The 17,635-nt window shown below is 57.9% G+C and carries 12 protein-coding genes; 6 read left to right on the top strand and 6 right to left on the bottom strand.

The genetic code is table 11. The annotated features are described in order from the left end of the window. Positions 1–168: 168 nt before the first annotated feature. The gene (locus BM438_RS24845) at positions 169–1,377 is read left to right on the top strand and encodes a chromate transporter (protein ID WP_093639332.1); all 1,209 of its coding nucleotides are present in this window, start codon (positions 169–171) and stop codon (positions 1,375–1,377) included. A gap of 12 nt (positions 1,378–1,389) precedes the next feature. Here the strand turns inward: BM438_RS24845 and BM438_RS24840 are convergent, their stop codons facing one another. From BM438_RS24840 to BM438_RS24820, 5 genes are all read right to left on the bottom strand, one after another. Beyond that, positions 1,390–1,848, bottom strand: coding sequence for a CopD family protein (locus BM438_RS24840; protein ID WP_054035038.1), 459 nt, complete (start codon positions 1,846–1,848; stop codon positions 1,390–1,392). A gap of 293 nt (positions 1,849–2,141) precedes the next feature. Further along, positions 2,142–4,466, bottom strand: a complete 2,325-nt coding sequence (gene parC / locus BM438_RS24835; protein WP_093639329.1) for a DNA topoisomerase IV subunit A — start codon at positions 4,464–4,466, stop codon at positions 2,142–2,144. Between the two features lie 67 nt (positions 4,467–4,533). Beyond that, positions 4,534–6,519 (bottom strand): DNA topoisomerase IV subunit B, encoded by a 1,986-nt coding sequence (locus BM438_RS24830; RefSeq protein WP_093639326.1) that lies wholly within the window; start codon positions 6,517–6,519, stop codon positions 4,534–4,536. 453 nt (positions 6,520–6,972) lie between these two features. Continuing rightward, complete coding sequence (locus BM438_RS24825) at positions 6,973–8,904, bottom strand: ATP-binding cassette domain-containing protein (RefSeq protein ID WP_093639323.1); 1,932 nt, start codon at positions 8,902–8,904, stop codon at positions 6,973–6,975. Positions 8,905–9,142: 238 nt separating this feature from the next. Then, on the bottom strand, positions 9,143–9,544 hold the full coding sequence (locus tag BM438_RS24820; RefSeq protein ID WP_054035043.1) for a DUF4399 domain-containing protein: 402 nt from the start codon (positions 9,542–9,544) through the stop codon (positions 9,143–9,145). A 325-nt stretch (positions 9,545–9,869) separates the two neighbouring features. Here BM438_RS24820 and BM438_RS24815 point away from each other — a divergent pair, with 325 nt between their 5' ends. The 4 genes from BM438_RS24815 to BM438_RS24800 all read left to right on the top strand — a co-directional run bounded on the left by BM438_RS24815 (position 9,870) and on the right by BM438_RS24800 (position 13,043). Beyond that, a complete protein-coding gene (locus BM438_RS24815) occupies positions 9,870–10,061 on the top strand; it encodes a rubredoxin (RefSeq protein WP_093639713.1) in 192 nt (63 codons plus the stop codon). Positions 10,062–10,647: 586 nt separating this feature from the next. Continuing rightward, on the top strand, positions 10,648–11,103 hold the full coding sequence (locus BM438_RS24810; RefSeq protein ID WP_093639320.1) for a hypothetical protein: 456 nt from the start codon (positions 10,648–10,650) through the stop codon (positions 11,101–11,103). Then, on the top strand, positions 11,100–11,567 hold the full coding sequence (locus tag BM438_RS24805) for a DUF2442 domain-containing protein (protein ID WP_093639317.1): 468 nt from the start codon (positions 11,100–11,102) through the stop codon (positions 11,565–11,567). The genes BM438_RS24810 and BM438_RS24805 overlap by 4 nt, the downstream gene beginning before the upstream one ends. Before the next feature lie 594 nt (positions 11,568–12,161). Next, complete coding sequence (locus BM438_RS24800) at positions 12,162–13,043, top strand: hypothetical protein (RefSeq protein ID WP_093639314.1); 882 nt, start codon at positions 12,162–12,164, stop codon at positions 13,041–13,043. Between the two features lie 448 nt (positions 13,044–13,491). Here the strand turns inward: BM438_RS24800 and BM438_RS24795 are convergent, their stop codons facing one another. Next, the gene (locus BM438_RS24795) at positions 13,492–14,295 is read right to left on the bottom strand and encodes a hypothetical protein (RefSeq protein WP_093639311.1); all 804 of its coding nucleotides are present in this window, start codon (positions 14,293–14,295) and stop codon (positions 13,492–13,494) included. Between the two features lie 1,208 nt (positions 14,296–15,503). Here BM438_RS24795 and BM438_RS24790 point away from each other — a divergent pair. Then, positions 15,504–17,360 (top strand): hypothetical protein, encoded by a 1,857-nt coding sequence (locus BM438_RS24790; RefSeq protein WP_143131749.1) that lies wholly within the window; start codon positions 15,504–15,506, stop codon positions 17,358–17,360. Positions 17,361–17,635 lie beyond the last annotated feature (275 nt).

The raw sequence follows: 17,635 nt of genomic DNA, 5'->3' as shown, positions 1-17,635 counted from the left end.
GTAAGCGTATGTGCCGCGGCCCCACGCTTATCCAACCGCTGCTTCGCAAAACCGGCTACATTCACGCTGTAATGCATCACAGCGCGATGCCGTCTGCGAGCCGCGCCAATACACACACAACAATGATCTCAGAGGGCGGGCCGCCCGAATGCGGGGGCCCGCGTCGCCATGCAGTCGATCACGAGCCAGAATGCCGCTAGGCGAGGGAAACGGGAACCGCTATGGACGCTGTTCCGGGTCGTGTTCGGCCTGTCGGCGTTGTCGTGGGGCGGTCTCGCGCTGATGGCGCAACTCGAAAACCACTACGTAGAACGCGAGGGGCGGCTCTCGCGCGTGGCGTTTTCCGATCTGATCGCGCTTGCCTGGATGGTGCCGGGACCGGTGGGCTGCAATGTCGCCGTGCAACTGGGACATGCGCTGCGTGGACGCACCGGCGCCTGGGTGGCGGGCGTCGCCAGCGTGCTGCCCTTTTTCATTCTGATGACGCTATTCGCGATCTTCTATCGCACGCCGCTCGTGCGCGCCGCTGCTTCCCAAACCCTGCTCAATCACTTCAGCGTGGTGCTGGCCACGCTGATCGCGATCACCTGGTACAAACAGACGCGCGCGCTGGTACGCGGCAAGCTCGAATGGATCGCGGCGGTGCTCGGTTGTGTGGCGCTTTTCTATGCACGCAGCCCAGCGGCCTATGTGTTGATGCTCGGCGCAGCCTTCGGCACCGGTTGGTTCGTCAGCCCGGTTCGCAATACTCGCATCGTGCTGTCGATCGGTCGCGGGGACTGGCAGATGCTGGCCGCATTGAGCGTGTTGCTGGTGTTGTTCGCCCTGCCGTTGCCGCATCGCTATGAACTGGCGCTGCTGTGGCCGCGGCTGGCTGGTGCGGGCATGACCTTGTTTGGTGGCGGCTTCTCGGCGTTGCCGGTACTTAAGACATTGTTCGTCACGCCGGCGATCGGCGTGTCGGATAACGACTTCACCTTGGCGTTTTCGCTCTCCCCGTTGTCGCCGGGACCGCTGCTGAATGTGGTGCCGTTCTTCGGCTATCTGGTGGATGGCTGGGTGGGCGCGCTGATTGCTACGCTCGCGCTCTTTGTGCCGTCTGGCTGCCTCGTCGTGCTGGCGCAGCGGCATCTGCATCAGTTGAAGGCCAATCCGCGTTTCGAGCACGGCATGCGGATCTTGCGCGCGGTCACCACCGCGTTTCTGGCGGTGGCCGTGCTGCGCATCGCGGTGCATGTGCCGTTTAAACCTGTGTATCTGGTGACGGCGCTGTTCTCCGGCATGTGCTTCGCAAAGCTCAAGGTGCCGGTGTACGCGGTGTACGGAACCGTGGCGGCCGCGTGTGGCTTGTGGCTTGCCTACGGCGCCATGCAGTAGGCGGGCCGGGCGTCAGAACCCGCGCGACAACACCGCTACGCCGATCGTCACCACGCCCAGCACGATATTCACCAGCACCAGACGCCGAATCGTACCGACTGCCTGCGCGCCATCCGGCCACTTCTGCGCCTGCACCGCACGGCGAATGCGCGGGAACACGGCGAAACGAATGTGCCCGAAGATCAGCATCATCACGATGCCGAGGCCGGCCATGGCATGCAACGGCCACGTGGCGTGACCACCACCGAATTGCATCAGCAGGAAGCCGCCCGTGAGGAGAATCACCAGCACGGCTGCGGCGACCCAGTTGAAGAAGCGGCTGAACACCGATTCCCACAAAGGCAAGCGTAGTTGCGGCGAAAGATCGGCAATGGCCGGGCGCAGACAGAAATGCGCGAATACCATCCCACCCACCCACACGGCGACTGCGAGCAGATGCAAAAAGAGTGCGAGTTCGACAGCTTTGTTCATAATTGTTTTCCTCTCCCGATGACGCCACACCGCTTATGACGAGTGATATTTATAGCGGCTATTGAGCGCATTCGACCGCGCGCTATGCGCTCAGTTCCATGTACTGGCTGCGTCTTAACATTCTTTGTAGTTGTTATTGCAGCGCGCCCGATACCGCGACGGTGCTGCACCCCGGAATTTTGCGGCGTGCGGCGTGTGCTTCAAGGTGCGCGTTGTTGCTGTTTGCACTTTAAAGCACACGCCGCGTTCATGCCTGGTTCTACCTAATTCCAGCTACGACCTGCTAGCTACGATTACGCAGCGAGTACCGGACGCATACCGTCGAGCTTCATCTTGCTCTCAGGCGCACGCCCCTTGCGCGCCCGCTTGCCGATATGCGGCGTGAGCGTGGCGCCGCTCAGCTTCTCTTCGTCGACACGGCCACCTCGACGCGTGCCGATCAACACCACGCCCGCCTTGTTGATGGACAGCGCCTGAACCAGCGTTTCCTTGTCGTCGAGCGCCATCAGCGTAACGCCGCGTCCGCCGCCCGAGAGCGTCTTCATTTCGTCGAGGCCGAACACCAGCAGGCGTCCACCTGAAGACAAACACGCGATATGCGTCGCATCCGGCAGCATCGGCATCGGCGCGAGCGGTGCAGCGCCAGCGTCGATCGTCATGAACGACTTGCCCGCCTTCACGCGGCTCACCATATCGCCGACCTTGGCGACAAAGCCGAAGCCGTTGCTCGATGCAAGCAGCAAAGCCTGATCCGCGGACGCCGCGTAGTAATGCATCAGGTGGCTGCCCGACTCGAGTTCGATCAGTGACGTGACCGGCACGCCATCACCTCGACCGCCCGGCAGCATTGCCACCGCCACCGAATAGACACGGCCATTGCTGCCCCATGCGACCAGCGTGTCCGGCGTGCGGCACTGGAACGCCGCGTAGAGGCCGTCACCGGCCTTGAACGTGAAACCGGCCACATCCAGGCCGTGGCCCTTCAGCGCGCGCACCCAGCCCTTCTGCGACACCACCACCGTCACCGGCTCGTCGACTACACGTGCTTCGAACGTCGCGCGCTTTTCCTGCTGGATCAGCGTGCGGCGCTCGTCGCCGTATTGCTTCGCGTCGCCTTCGATTTCCTTGATGAGCAGACGCTTCATCGCGGTTTCGCTGCCGAGCAGTTCTTCGAGCTTGGCTTTCTCGTCGCGCAGTTCGGACAGTTCCTTCTCGATCTTGATCTTCTCGAGACGCGCCAACTGACGCAGGCGGATTTCGAGAATGTCTTCGGTCTGACGGTCCGACAAGCCGAATGCGGCCATCAACGCGACCTTCGGCTCATCCGATTCGCGGATGATGCGAATGACTTCGTCGATATTCAAAAAGACGATCATCCGGCCTTCGAGAATATGGATCCGGTCGTCGACCTTGCTCAAGCGATGACGCGTGCGGCGCGTAACCGTCGCGAAGCGGAACGCGATCCACTCGTGGATGATCTCGCTCAAGCCCTTCTGACGCGGCCGGCCATCGCCGCCCACCATCACCATATTGAGCGATGCATTCGACTCGAGACTCGTATGGGCGAGCAACGTGTTGACGAAGTCGGTTTGATCGATGCGGCTCGACTTCGGCTCGAACACGAGACGCACCGGTGAGTCCCGGCCCGACTCGTCGCGCACGGCATCGAGCAGCGCGAGCATGGTCTGCTTGGTCTGCAACTGCTCGGGCGTAAGCGCCTTCTTGCCGAGCTTGATCTTCGGGTTGGTCTGCTCTTCGATTTCTTCGAGCACCTTCTGCGCGGCCGTGTTCGGCGGCAGTTCGGTAATCACGAGCTGCCACTGGCCGCGCGCGAGCTCTTCGATCTTCCAGCGGGCGCGCACCTTCAGGCTGCCGCGGCCGGTTTCGTAGGCCGCGGAAATCTCGGCGTCGCTCGAAATGATCTGGCCGCCGCCCGGGAAGTCCGGCCCGGCGATGTGTTGCATCAACTCGGCGTGCTCGATCTTCGGATTGCGGATCATCGCGACCGCAGCCGCTGCGACTTCACGCAGATTGTGCGACGGGATTTCCGTGGCGAGACCCACTGCAATGCCGGATGCGCCATTCAGCAGCACGAATGGCAAGCGCGCGGGCAACAGCCTCGGCTCTTCGAACTCGCCGTCGTAGTTCTTCATGAAGTCGACCGTGCCCTGGTCGATCTCGTCGAGCAGCAGCTTCGCGATCGGCGTCAGGCGCGCTTCGGTGTAGCGCATGGCCGCTGCGCCGTCGCCGTCGCGCGAGCCGAAGTTGCCCTGGCCGTCGATCAGCGGATAGCGCATCGAAAAGTCTTGCGCGAGACGCACCAGCGCGTCATACGCGGACTGGTCGCCGTGCGGGTGGTACTTACCCAGCACATCGCCGACCACGCGCGCCGACTTGACGGGCTTGGCGTTATCGCCAAGGCCCATGTCGTTCATGGCGAACAGGATGCGGCGCTGCACCGGCTTCTGGCCGTCGCATACGTCAGGCAGCGCGCGCCCCTTGACCACGCTCACCGCGTAGTCGAGGTACTGGCGTTCCGCGTAGTTGCCGAGCGTCAGGAAGTCGCCCTCCGGGGGCGGCGGCTCGGTGAAAAGGTCGAGAGTGTTATCGTCGTCCATCTAGATTCCGTATCCGTGTTTGGCGTGAAGTTTCGTGCGAAGGCAGAGCGTTGTTAAGAACGCCCGCTCAGATATCCGCTTCCACTTCGTTGCCCTTTTCTTCCAGCCAGCTGCGCCGCGACGCCGCTTCGCCCTTGCCCATCAGCATCGTCATACGCGCCACCGTGGCGTCATAGTCGAGTTCGCCGAGTGCCACCGGCGTCAGTCGCCGCGTGTCAGGGTTCATCGTGGTGTCCCACAACTGCTCCGCGCTCATTTCGCCCAGGCCTTTGAAGCGGCTGATGGACCATTGCGTGTCGCGTACGCCGTCTTTGCGCAGCTTGTCCAGGATCGCTTCGAGTTCGCCTTCGTCGAGCGCATAGAGCTTCTGCGCCGGCTTCTTGCCGCGCGCGGGCGCATCGACCCGGAACAGCGGCGGACGCGCCACGCACACATGCCCGCGTTCGATCAGTTGCGGGAAATGCTTGAAGAACAGCGTGAGCAGCAACACCTGGATGTGCGAACCGTCGACGTCAGCGTCCGACAAGATGCAGATCTTGCCGTAACGCAGATTCGACAGATCGACCTTGTCGTCCGGGCTATGCGGATCGACGCCGATCGCCACCGAAATGTCGTGCACTTCGTTGTTGGCGAACAGGCGGTCGCGCTCGGTTTCCCAGGTGTTCAGCACCTTGCCGCGCAGCGGCAGGATCGCCTGGTATTCCTTGTCGCGGCCCATTTTCGCCGAACCGCCCGCCGAGTCACCCTCGACGAGGAACAATTCGTTGCGGCCGATTTCCGTCGATTCGCAATCGGTCAGCTTGCCCGGCAGAACGGCCACGCCCGAGCTCTTGCGCTTCTCGACCTTCTGGCCGGCACGGGTGCGCGCCTGCGCCTGTTTGATGACGAGGTCAGCGAGTTTCTTGCCGTGCTCGACGTGCTGGTTCAGCCACAGCTCCAAAGCCGGCCGCGAAAACGACGACACCAGCTTGACCGCATCACGGCTATTCAGGCGCTCCTTGATCTGCCCTTGGAATTGCGGATCGAGCACCTTCGCCGACAGCACGAACGACACGCGCGCGAACACGTCTTCCGCCAGCAGCTTCACACCCTTCGGCTGCAGGTTATGCAGCTCGACAAAGCTCTTCACCGCCTGGAACAGACCGTCGCGCAAACCGGATTCGTGCGTGCCGCCCGCAGGCGTCGGAATCAGATTGACGTACGACTCGCGCATCAGCGTGCCTTCTTCGCTCCATGCGACGACCCACGAGGCGCCCTCGCCTTCGGCAAACGTCTCTTCACTGGCGCGCGAGTTTTCGACATAGCGCTCGCCTTCGAACAGCGGGATCAGCAGATCGCTGCCGTTCATGCCTTCGAGCAAATAGCCGCGCAGACCGTCTTCGTATTTCCAGGTTTGCGTTTCGCCGGTTTTCTCGTTGATCAGCGTGACTTCGACACCCGGCAGCAGCACCGCCTTCGAGCGCAGCAGACGCTGCAATTCGCCCAGCGGCAGGTTCGGTGAATCGAAGTACTTCGGATTGGCCCACGCGGTAACGCGCGTGCCCGACTTCTTATCGCCTTTGGTCGCGGGGCGTACTTCAAGCTGCTTGGCGACGTCGCCGTTGGCAAAACTCAGCTCGGCGATTTTGCCGTCGCGCCATACGGTGACGTCGAGGCGGGTGGACAGCGCGTTGGTGACCGACACGCCGACGCCGTGCAGGCCGCCCGAGAACGTGTACGCGCCGCCGGCGGCTTTATCGAACTTGCCGCCAGCGTGCAGGCGCGTGAAAACGATTTCGACAACCGGCACGCCTTCTTCCGGATGCAGGCCGAACGGAATGCCGCGGCCGTCGTCTTCGACCGAGACCGAATGGTCCGTGTGCAGCGTGACCGTGATTTGCCGGCCGTGGCCGCCAAGGGCCTCGTCCGACGCGTTGTCGATAACTTCCTGAATGATGTGCAGCGGATTTTCGGTGCGGGTGTACATCCCGGGCCGTTGCTTGACCGGCTCCAGGCCCTTCAACACCTTGATCGACGCTTCGCTATACGCGGCGTTTGGCTTTTTCGTAGACATGGTTGACTCGGGTGCGTCGGTTCATCGTTGTCCACAGGTCCTGTAGGCAGGTCCGTGGACAATGCGTTGAGTTTTCAAAAAAAGCGAAACGAAACAACGGGGTTAGGTGGGGTGCCCGCAGTGCGGGCAACGTGTTTTATCGCCTGGCTTCCCATGGGCGCGCTCGACGGCGGCTCGATGCGGGCTTACTCAACAGCCCGGCAACGGCCAGCCGGTGCGAACGCCGGGGAAGCCTGTTCGCGGGGTATTTTACTGATTTCGATACGGGCGGCAATTCACGTGGTGCGGGATTGGCCGTTTGGATAAGGCGCGACGCACGACTTCGGCCAATTGTGCGACCGCGATGAAACCGCTACGGGACCGTAAAAAACTGCGACGGGCCCGCTGCGCAGCCGCGCCCCCCGTCCTCTGCATGAATTCGGCGCAACCTCGGATCACGCCGCCCCCCCTGTATCACTTGCGCTTGTTTTCCAGCTCGTCCCAGCGTTCCAGCGCGATCAGCAGTTCCTCGTCGATCGCGGCGTAGCGCTCGGTCAGACGCGTACCTTCCTGAGCATCTTTCGCGAAGACCGAACCGTCTTCGAGTTGGGCGCCAATGGTTTTCTGCTCCGCTTCGAGCGCGGCAATTTTCGCCGGCAACGCCTCGAGCTCGCGCTGGTCCTTGAACGACAGCTTGGCCGCGCGCTGCGTATTACGGCCCGCGCTGGCTGCGCCGCTGTCTTTCGACGCCACTTCTTTAGCCGCGTCTTTCTGCGCGTCCTGCGCCATCTGTTGCGAACGGTCGCGCTGAATCTGCCAGTCCGTAAAGCCACCGACGTACTCGCGCCACTTGCCGCCGCCTTCCGACGCGATCACCGAGGTCGCGACGTTATCGAGGAACGCGCGATCGTGGCTGACCAGCAGCACGGTGCCGTCGTATTCGGTGAGCAATTCTTCGAGCAGTTCGAGCGTCGGGATGTCGAGGTCGTTGGTCGGTTCGTCGAGCACCAGCACGTTGGCCGGCCGCGCGAACAGGCGCGCGAGCAGCAGGCGATTGCGCTCGCCGCCCGACAGCGACTTAACCGGCGACCGCGCGCGTTCCGGCGCGAACAGGAAGTCGCCGAGATAGCTCATCACGTGCTTCTTCTGGCCATTGACTTCAACCCACTCGCTACCCGGGCTGATCGTATCGGCGAGGCTCTTGTCCAGATCGAGCTGCGCGCGCATCTGGTCAAAGTATGCAACCTGCAGATTGGTGCCGATTCGCACCGTGCCTTCGTCCGGCGGCAATTCGCCGAGGATCATCTTCAGCAACGTGGTCTTGCCCGCACCGTTCGGACCGACAAAGCCGATCTTGTCGCCGCGCATCACCGTGGCCGTGAAGGTATCGACCACCGTGCGCGAACCGTAGCGCTTGGTGACGTCGGTCAGCTCAGCGACGATCTTGCCGGACTTCTCGCCCTGGCCCACGTCGAGCTTGACGTTGCCCTGGACGTTGCGGCGTTCGGCGCGCTCGTTGCGCATCTCCACGAGCCGCGCGATCCGGCCGACGCTACGCGTACGGCGTGCTTCCACGCCTTTGCGAATCCACACTTCTTCCTGTGCGAGCAACTTGTCGAACTTGGCCGCTTCCACTTGCTCCACTTCAAGCTGCTGTGCCTTCCTGGTCTGGTAGGCGCTGAAATTACCCGGATACGACAGCAGACGCCCGCGATCCAGTTCGACGATGCGCGTGGCCACACGGTCGAGAAACGCGCGATCGTGGGTGATGAAGAGCAAACCCGCGCGCAGCGAGACCAGCAGTTCCTCGAGCCAGCGGATGCCGTCGAAGTCCAGGTGGTTGGTCGGCTCGTCGAGCAGCAGCACATCCGGCTGCACGACCAGCGCACGCGCCAGCGCGACGCGCTTTTGCATCCCGCCCGACAACGAACCGACCCGCGCCTCGCCATTCAGACCAATCTGCTGCAGCGTGGTGGCCACGCGCGTGCTCCAGTTCCAGGCATCCGAATGGTCGAGCGCCGATTGCAGCGTGTTCATGCGCGACATCAGCGCGTCGTGCTCCGGGCCTTCCGGCTCGTCGGCGAGCTGATTGGCGACCGCGTCGTATTGATCCAGCAGGTCGCGGGCGTGGGTCAGACCGGCGGCGACCGCTTCGAACACCGTGTCGTCCGTATCGAACTCCGGCTCTTGTGGCACGTAGACCGACGTCAGGCCCTGTTGGCGCGTGACGAGGCCGTCGTCCGGCTTGGTCAGATCGGCGACGATTTTCAGCAGCGACGACTTGCCCGCGCCGTTACGGCCGATCAGCCCAACGCGCTCGCCCGCTTCGAGAGAGAAATCCGCGTGATCGAGCAACGCGACGTGACCGAACGCCAGTTGGGCCCCGGTAATGGTGTAAAGCGACATGGAGAATTGGAGAAGACAGCGATGAGTCGGAACTGCTCATTGTACCGGGCGCGCGGGCGGGTGCCTGTCTGCCGGAAGAGATAGGCCGAATGACCGGCTTGCAAAATGGGGAGGAACCGTACGCAAGCCCGATGCAGACCGGATCCGCCTGGGTTCAAGCGCTGCGCGAGCCAGGAGATAAAACAGAACAACGCGGCCGGACGGCGCTCGCGCTCGTCCAGCCGCCTCACCTGTGACGTTACTTCACGTGCACTGTGATGGTTTTGCTCATTTCGGGGCCATACGAACGATGCGCGCCGTCACCGAATTGCAGCGTCAGCGTGTGGTCACCCGGCGGCAGCGTCAGATCGGTTTCGGTCTGGCCTTTGCCGAAGTGAAGCGATTTGTCGGTGGCGGGAATCACTTCGCCCTTGGGAAGCGGCTTACCGTCGATCAGCAGATGATGATGGCCCGTGCCTTCCGTCATCGTGCCAGCCGGCGCGATCTTCATGCCGTCGACGCCGAACACCACGTGCACCGGATTGGTGACGGTCGCGCCGTCCGCCGGTTGCACGAAAGACACGCCAGCGGCCTGCGCCGCGCCCGATACCGCGAGCAACCCGGCCAATACAGTTCCGGCCAACCATTTGTTTTTAAACATCGTTTTTCTCCTTTTTGGGAAACGAGAGTCATGCGCGGGCCATGCGGGCGTCGATCGTGGTTCCAGTTACCTCGGGCCGATCGTCGCAATGCATGCCAGGCGCCCGGCGCGCCTGTCCAAACGACTAGCTGCGGATCAAAGCATACACGCTGTGTATGACGGGTCCGTCACGCGGGCCCGGACATGTCTCAGGCACTTTGCGGCGATGCCGCATGGGTAAATATCTGTCCAATTGACAAATTCCGGTAATATTGCGGATCGCCGCCATGCCCAAAAAAGGGGCAGATTTGGCGGATCAATGCACCGAACCAAAGAAGAGTACGTCGTGAGCGAAGTAATTGAACTGATTGAATATAAGAGCTGGGTCTGCCTGATTTGCGGCTGGATCTACAACGAAGAAGAAGGCCTTCCCGAAGAAGGTATCGCCCCGGGCACGCGCTTCGCCGCGATTCCGGACGACTGGCGCTGCCCGCTGTGCGATGTCAGCAAGGCGGAGTTTGCGGTGGTGGAATTCTGAGCGAGCTAGGTTGAGCCGGGGGTGCGCTGCTTGATGTAGTGTGCCGGGTGGTTCGCGCGGCCCAGTGGGTGATGCCCGCTGGGCCGTTTGCTTTGTGGGGCGGGCTTTGCAGCCCTCCTCGTGGATAGGCGTGTTTGATGCGCTCTGCGCTCGTTGGCGAATTTGGACTCGCCTGGTCCTTGCCGGGAGTTGGTTGTCGGCGGGATTGCGGCGGCTGTTTTGGTTTGGTCCTCGCCCCGTAGTTCAGGGGGTGGAATGACAGGCGAAATGCCCGTCAGTTATGGACTTCCGCCACCGCTGTAGCAGATCTGTAGCATGCAAAAACTTTCCGTTTTAGAGCATCAGCGGACCGCTGCGTGGTCCCGGCTCGCGTGCGCTCATCTGTGTCCGCCATGCTTTACATGCAGGGCGTAAGTCGCCGGCGAGTTGAACAATCCATCGTTGACGCCAATGAGATAAAAGCGCCTCATCAGGGCGAGTAGCTGGCGATACCTGTTGCCGATCTAGTGCTAAGCGACGCAACATTCCCGCGCGTTGGGTTCGGGACAATCGGCTACACTTGGCGGTGTGGCACGTTGCGTGCGTAATGCTGGCGAAGCGCCAAAAAGAAAAAGAGACGCTGAGAATGAAGGTAGCCGAATATAACGGAATGCGAATTGCCGTCTTTACTAGAGACGAACATTGCCCGCCGCATGTACATGTTGATGGAAAGGACTGGTCCGCGAGGTTCCAGTTTTCCTTTTGGCACAACGGGGTAAGTTTCTGGGACGCCTCATGCGGTGGTTTGTCCGGAAAGCTAGTCATCGAAATTTCAGCTACCATCAAAGCTGTGCTCCCGGCCGTGCGAGACGCTTGGATGGATGCTGTGAAAGGTATTTGCCTGGAAAATCGCTACTGGAATCTAACAAGGGAAGTCGTTGAGCCCCTTGGCAAGAAGGGACATTTTGGGGCCAGACAGATTCTCGGCGGAACCTATGATTCCGCCACCCGTCGTACAACTTTGACTGTCTTTGGTATAGGCGAATTCGGAATTCAGCTATGAAGATCATCCAAGCTCGCGATGAGGCGCCGCCCGAGGTCGAGGAAGATGAGCCAGGACACACGGTGGACGACCTTTATGTGGTCAAGCATGTGGTCAAGCTAAAGGTCGACGTCAAGACAAGTCACCTGTCCGATTACGGTTACAGTCTTGCTTGGACGAAGCTATTCGGAGCGGTACCGTTGGCCGACGAGGTTACCTATATACCTGAAGGGCGCGCCATCATGATTCATTTCGTGTCGGGACAAACCAAGGTGTTCCATGTCGATATGATCGAGGAACTGCAGGATCTTTCCGATGAAGAGCTTGCAACGATGCACGTCTCGTTCGCCGGCAAGGCATTGACCATTGTAGATCGCGACATCGATATTTCGATTGAGGGGCTGCTTCGAGACAAGGCAGGCTCCGGCGGCAACGGGCGCTCTGGAGACGACTATGACGGCGTGATGGGGCGAACGCTTAATTAGGGACAATCGCGCAGATCCGCGAGAAGAGCCACCGCTAGCGGTGGCTCTTCTCTTTTGTGGCGCAGCATGTAGGTCGGTCACCAGCTTATAAGTGTGTCCGGACTGCGTCGCCAACCCTTCACTCCGAATTTCCGATTCGTGTCGAACTGCGCTGCCCACAGTCATGTTACTGGGTCTTGCCCGGCGACGATAATTCAGGGGGTGGAACGACAGGCGCAACGCCCGTCAGATGGGATTTCTGCCATTGCTATAGTAAATCTGTAGCATACAAAATTCCCCTCTTTGAGCAGCAGCCGACCGCTACCTGGTCCTGACTCGCGCGCACATCCGACGACAATCGGCCATGAAGCGGCATTCATGTAGGCTGCCAGATGGACGTTCTTGCGGCCACTTCCGCCCATCAACAGTCGTTCGACCCAGCGATTTAATGCATGTCGTCGGCCTCTGCGTACATTCGCTCGATCGCGGTGTCGCTTGACAAGCGGTAATATACTGCAAGCCGTTCGGTCAATTAGGATGGTGCCACACCATGAAGTAAAATCGAATCCAAAATTAATTTAATAGAAGCAAGAAAGCATTTGAGCGAGAGATTAGATGAGCAACGAAGAAATTTTTCATAAAAAAGAAAAACGCGTAGCAATTAGTGTGGTAATTATATTGTTATTAACTGAATTCATAATCCAACATTCTATTTATCAGGCGACATATAACTGGGCGAATATAAGAAGTGCTGTTGATGGGATTGGGCTTGCGGGGACGCTTATTTCAATTGTTTTGGGCATTGTTGCGATCGTATATGCTTTCATGCAAGGTGAAAGTCAGAATCGAACCAATCAACAATTATCCATTCAATTGGGCAGAATGGACCGTACCCATAATGATTTGGAAAGCACGTCTGCCGGACTGCGGTCGAACCTAGAATTGACGCAATCAATTGTCAAGGCATTGCCCGAGCTTAAATCAGATATGCTTGCCGTTCGAACTGATTTGCGTACCTACGCTACGGCAAAAGAAGCCGCTGCGGCTCCAACGGGGAATCGAGGGGGCACGATTTCGGCAACGGTGGGCGTTGGAAAAGCGGTGACAATTTTTGACCTTCTGGCTGAACAGGCTTCGGACGATTTAGTGGCAATAAATTATTTTCTGACACGCAAGCCAAATTCGCCGTTTCGCGAAACGCGTGAGCATATTGGACACGTATTTTTCGCGGCAGAAGACAGGGAGATGCCCAAAGATGATACATTTGTGGTCGGCATGACATGGAGTTCTTTCTATACAGCCAAAAATATTTTGGATGCTTGGAACATCGTTTCATCTGAAAGGGATAATAATTTTGAGGGGCCCGTTGATAAACGACCAGTTCGATACTTTGTGCCAGAAAACAAGCTCAAGGAAGCTACATTGATCTCGGATAGCATTGGTCAAATGAGCGCAGAGCAATTAAAGGCACTGGAATATTTAAAAGGGATTGGCTGACCTGTTTGCGCGTGTCCTTATGCGTATCTGGCCAAGCCCCGGCGTCTCGGCCTGTCCCACGAATATTGCAGGTTGGTCCGATGTTAGCCTCCGCTATACAGAAGAACGGGGAGTGCTGGGGCGAAAGCTTGCGTTCACCGAATTGATATAGCCATCAACCAATGGACTGCAGGCAACCGACGGGGGCGAGCGTTGTCTGGATCGTTGCCTGAGCATCCTCAAAGGCCGCAGACGGATTCATAGACGAGGGCTGAGGATGGCCGTACCACTCTGATATCTGTCGTCGGAACCGCGACGACCCGACAGTCGGCAATGGGTCCAACTCGGCCGCCAAACGTCACTTGGGCGGCCTTCCTCCGGCGGCGATAGTTCACGGGGAGGGGATGATACGCCGAATACCCCGCATTTTCTACTTACCCCGGCTTTTTTGCCACTTGGCAACGAAGCGTTAAGTTGCGTCCCAATTCTTGATCACCCTGAGAACACTAGGTCCAACAATGAAAGCAGGGCCGAGAACAGCGGAATTAGATTTTTCATCAAAGAATGTTCTGGGCACGACAACAAAATACGAATGATATTCTTTAGGACCACTTTTCTCTACCGCAACTATTCTTCCAATATAGTCACCGTAGTTTACCCCGACTGCATAATTCTGATATTTTTTGGCGCCCCACTGAAACACCATTTGGCCTCCTTCCACGTGCGAAACCGCTGCCAAAGTGACTTTCAGGCGTTCGTCTCGCACAAAATGCGAAATAGTACCAATTTCGACGCGCGGCTGCTTTGAAGGCTGGCCGCCGAACAAATAGGACTCGCCGAGCACGTTGCTCCCTTGCCGAAGATCGAGATAAACGTGCAGGTCGTCACCGGACCGCAAGGCGGTGAAGACAAACGTGACATCTCCGCGTCCGTCCCACTCAATTTCCGCATCCTTAAATAGATCGTTCGATGACTCTAATGCCGTAGCGAGTCTCTCTAGTGCATTCCTTTCCCTGACGTGGTCGCTGTAAATCATTTCCACAACGTTATATATAACGACACCACCCCAAATTGCGCAAATTGGCAGCAAAACCACCACAATATTTTTCTTCCAATGTACACGCACAGCAGTCATGCCATCTCTTTTAAACACTATTACCAAGCCAACAATCAACACGATGATTGACGCGCTAATACCAAGTAGCGTCATTCCCATTTGGGTTACAGTCTGGGTGATCGCAGCCCATACGACATGCCACGCAGAGATGATCATCAAGCCCCCTATGAATGTCGCAGCGCCTTCCGTTTTTTGAAGGAGCGGCTATCCCACATCGACGTAGCGAGCGGTCGCCGACATCAACTATGGCCTCTCCGTCGCACAACCCCATCACGGCCGACATCAGGAACAGGCTGCATGGATGCATATTGACCGCAAGTGCGAGTGAATAGAAATCTGCCACCTGTCCCCTCTAGATTACTTAGGCATTCTTATATATGCCACGGCAGACTTCTACCAATTGGCGCTTCCCGGCTGCCATGCAAGAGCGCGCAGCGCCGGCGGCCGACTGGCCATGTCGACCGCACCCAATGCCCAAGCGGCTCGAAATTAGCTAAACCCTCTTAAAATCACCTTGCTCAGGAAAAAACGTAACATCGGCGGCAAAAATCCCGGAAAGCCTTGCTGCATAAGGGTTAGAGGCTTTTGAAAAAACGTAACATTAACGTAACTTCAGGATAACAACACCGTAACAAGGTTACATAGGAAAAACGTAACATAGCAAAAAATCACTTCTCTTTAGAATCAAATAGTTAAGTGTTCCGTTACATCTTCGGTTGCGTTATGTTACGTTTTTTTGTAACGCTGCAAACCCAATGCCCACAAGGGTTTGCGCCCGATTCTCGACCTACGTTACGTTGTTACGTTTTTTTTGCGCCGTTTCCAGAATCAGCAGGAGCGCGTCGCCCCGGTCGCATAAACAGGGTGCATAAATTCGCATAGTTTTTCGGAGCCATGTGCACGCCGCGACCCCGCCACGGGCGGCCTGAGAGGTGGGCCGCATGAGTGCATAAAAACCACTCGTTTTTCCGGGCAGGTGTGGCGGGGTCACAACCGCCCGCGCCGGTTTGTAAGATCGTGAACGTTGCTAACGCTATGCAGGCTCACGATGCCGCCGCGACGCGCATCAAAACGCATCACTTCTGCACCTCTCAAGTAGCCTGCGCCCCCTTCCAGCGGCACGGCCAGGCCTGGTATCGGTGACTGCATCAAAAGCAGCCACCCAAGAGAAGCGCAGGCGGGGAGGGGGACTGCGATAGTGGAAAACCATACATAGGGGGGCGACACGTCGCGGCATTGACTACGCGCGGTGGACATTGGAAATGCTCCGGCCCTTGGGAGCTCAATCCGATAGAAAGCGAGCGGTTTCAACCTTCAATCGCGGTATGCTTGCCAGTACTCCACACATGCTCTAATGAAATAGCTTGGCTGGGACGCCTACTGGCGATCTGCCGCGCTGGTCGCTGACTGAGCTCACAACCTTTGCAAGCAAAGTAAGTGAAATGACAATCTTCAGAAATAAAAAAACTGATACACAGGTCGACACAAGCGGGACGACGTCTAGCAAAGCCTTTGCAAAGCCAAAAATAATGCTGCTTGACATTGCCTCACCTGCAGCGAGCGATCTGCGCAATTGGTTCGAAAATGTTTCAGACTCGACTCTAGGGCGGCCATATCGGGTCAAAAAGGGGACAGGCTTCCTCCCAGTCATACAAAATATCGAACTGACAGATTACGAAGAGCAAGAAATAGTCGTCGCAGACTTCACCTTGCGTGAGCTAGGGAATGGTTCTGTCGGCGACCCTCATCGTCCGGATGGGGAAATGGATCTTTGGGCGAAATGTGACCTCGGTTACATCGACAATAGGGTGCGCACCGTCTCTCAGGCCCAACCCGCGTTCAATCGCATCCTTAAGGCCGGGGGGGTGTTTGTGGCGTTTGCTGCGCCTGCGGCGGAGCATGAGTTAAAGGTAGCTCGGGGATTCGGTGGCCATTTCACACAAGAACGCAGCGTAGACTGGAATATCTGGGGCTTGGTTGAGGACTTGAGGGATATCCACGTGTCCGACCAAGCAGGCCAAGAGATGTTCATAACCGATATGAACTCTCCTCTCACGAAGTTACTCGCGCAGTATTTGCCCGGCGGCCGTTTCGAATGCACCCTTGCCGGGAAGTACAACAATCACAACGGTTGGGACACGCTCGCTGTGAATAAATTCGGCGATCCAGTGGCATTGTCCAGTTGCCTCGGAAGTAAGGGAACCGTTATTGTTGTGCCGCAAATCGCTGACAAGACCGGATTTCTGCGAGATCTAATTCTCAACGTCCTTCCTGACCTCTCACCTCATCTCTTCCCTGAGATCGAAAAAGGGAAATGGACGCATCGCCCGGAATACGAATTACCCCGCATCAATGAACTGCAGGCAGCGCAGGCATCCATAAGACAAGAAGCAGACAGACGTGTCGCGGCACTAAGTGACGAGATCGAGCTAGAGAAAACTGAGAAAGGATGGCTCCACGACTTGCTCACTGGCACGGGAGACGTCCTAGTCAGCGCTGTAAAGAACGCGCTCGCGGCATTTGGATTTGACAAGGTCGTCGACGTTGACGAAGAGCGCGATCGCGAAGGCAAGACTCGTAGAGAGGATCTGCAAATTCACGACATAAGCCCTCTTCTCGTTGTCGATATCAAGGGCATCGGGGGGTATCCGAGCGACGATGATGCGACACAAGCGGACAAACACGTGTTCATTTTGGCAAAGGAACTTAAGCGTGTGGATGTGAAAGGTTTGTCCATCATCAACCATCAAAGACACCTTCCTCCGCTTGACCGCGAGAACCGAATGCCATTTCGGCAGGAGTTACTGGACGTCACGACGGGGACCGACCTCGGTCTCATGACAGCGTTTGATCTCTATCGACTCGCTGTGAATGCTCCCAGACTCGGCTGGAATGGCACTGATATACGTCCGGTCTTTTACCGGACTGGCCGCATAGACGTCGTGCCGGAACATTATCAATACATCGGCACCGTCGCCAAAGAAATGACTGGAAAGTTCGGTGTTGTCATCGAACGGAATGTCATCCATGTAGGAGATTCAGTCGCGGTGGAAGGGCCAATCTTCTTTGAAGAAGAGGTAGTCGAGTCGATTCAAGTCGACGGTAATGCGCGATTAGAAGCCAAGCAGGGTGACCGCGCAGGTTTTCTTTGGACGAACGCCCGTTTCACACCGAAATCAGGAATGCGAGTTTTCGCAATACCGAAAAAAGCAGGTTCGTGACTGGGCATCAGTATGCTGGCCTAGGATAGTTACCTAGGTCTGCCACAGTGACGTCTGTAGCGACGCAAAGCGTGCCTCGTCCGCTCCATGAAACGCAATGCTAGCGCCCTTTTACCGCCGCGCAAACCGAAGACCGGAATACAAACTGCATTTTTCCAATAGTGCTCGGAGAGACCATGCTATTGATATTTCCTAAAATCATGACAACCGTTGAGCGTCTCAAGCGTTATATCTCCAGGACAATCGTGGAGCCAGGTTGGCATGACGCAAAGACG

Source organism: Paraburkholderia aspalathi, from assembly GCF_900116445.1.
Taxonomy (GTDB): Bacteria; Pseudomonadota; Gammaproteobacteria; order Burkholderiales; family Burkholderiaceae; genus Paraburkholderia; species Paraburkholderia aspalathi.
This window is presented reverse-complemented; position numbering and strand designations above follow the sequence as displayed.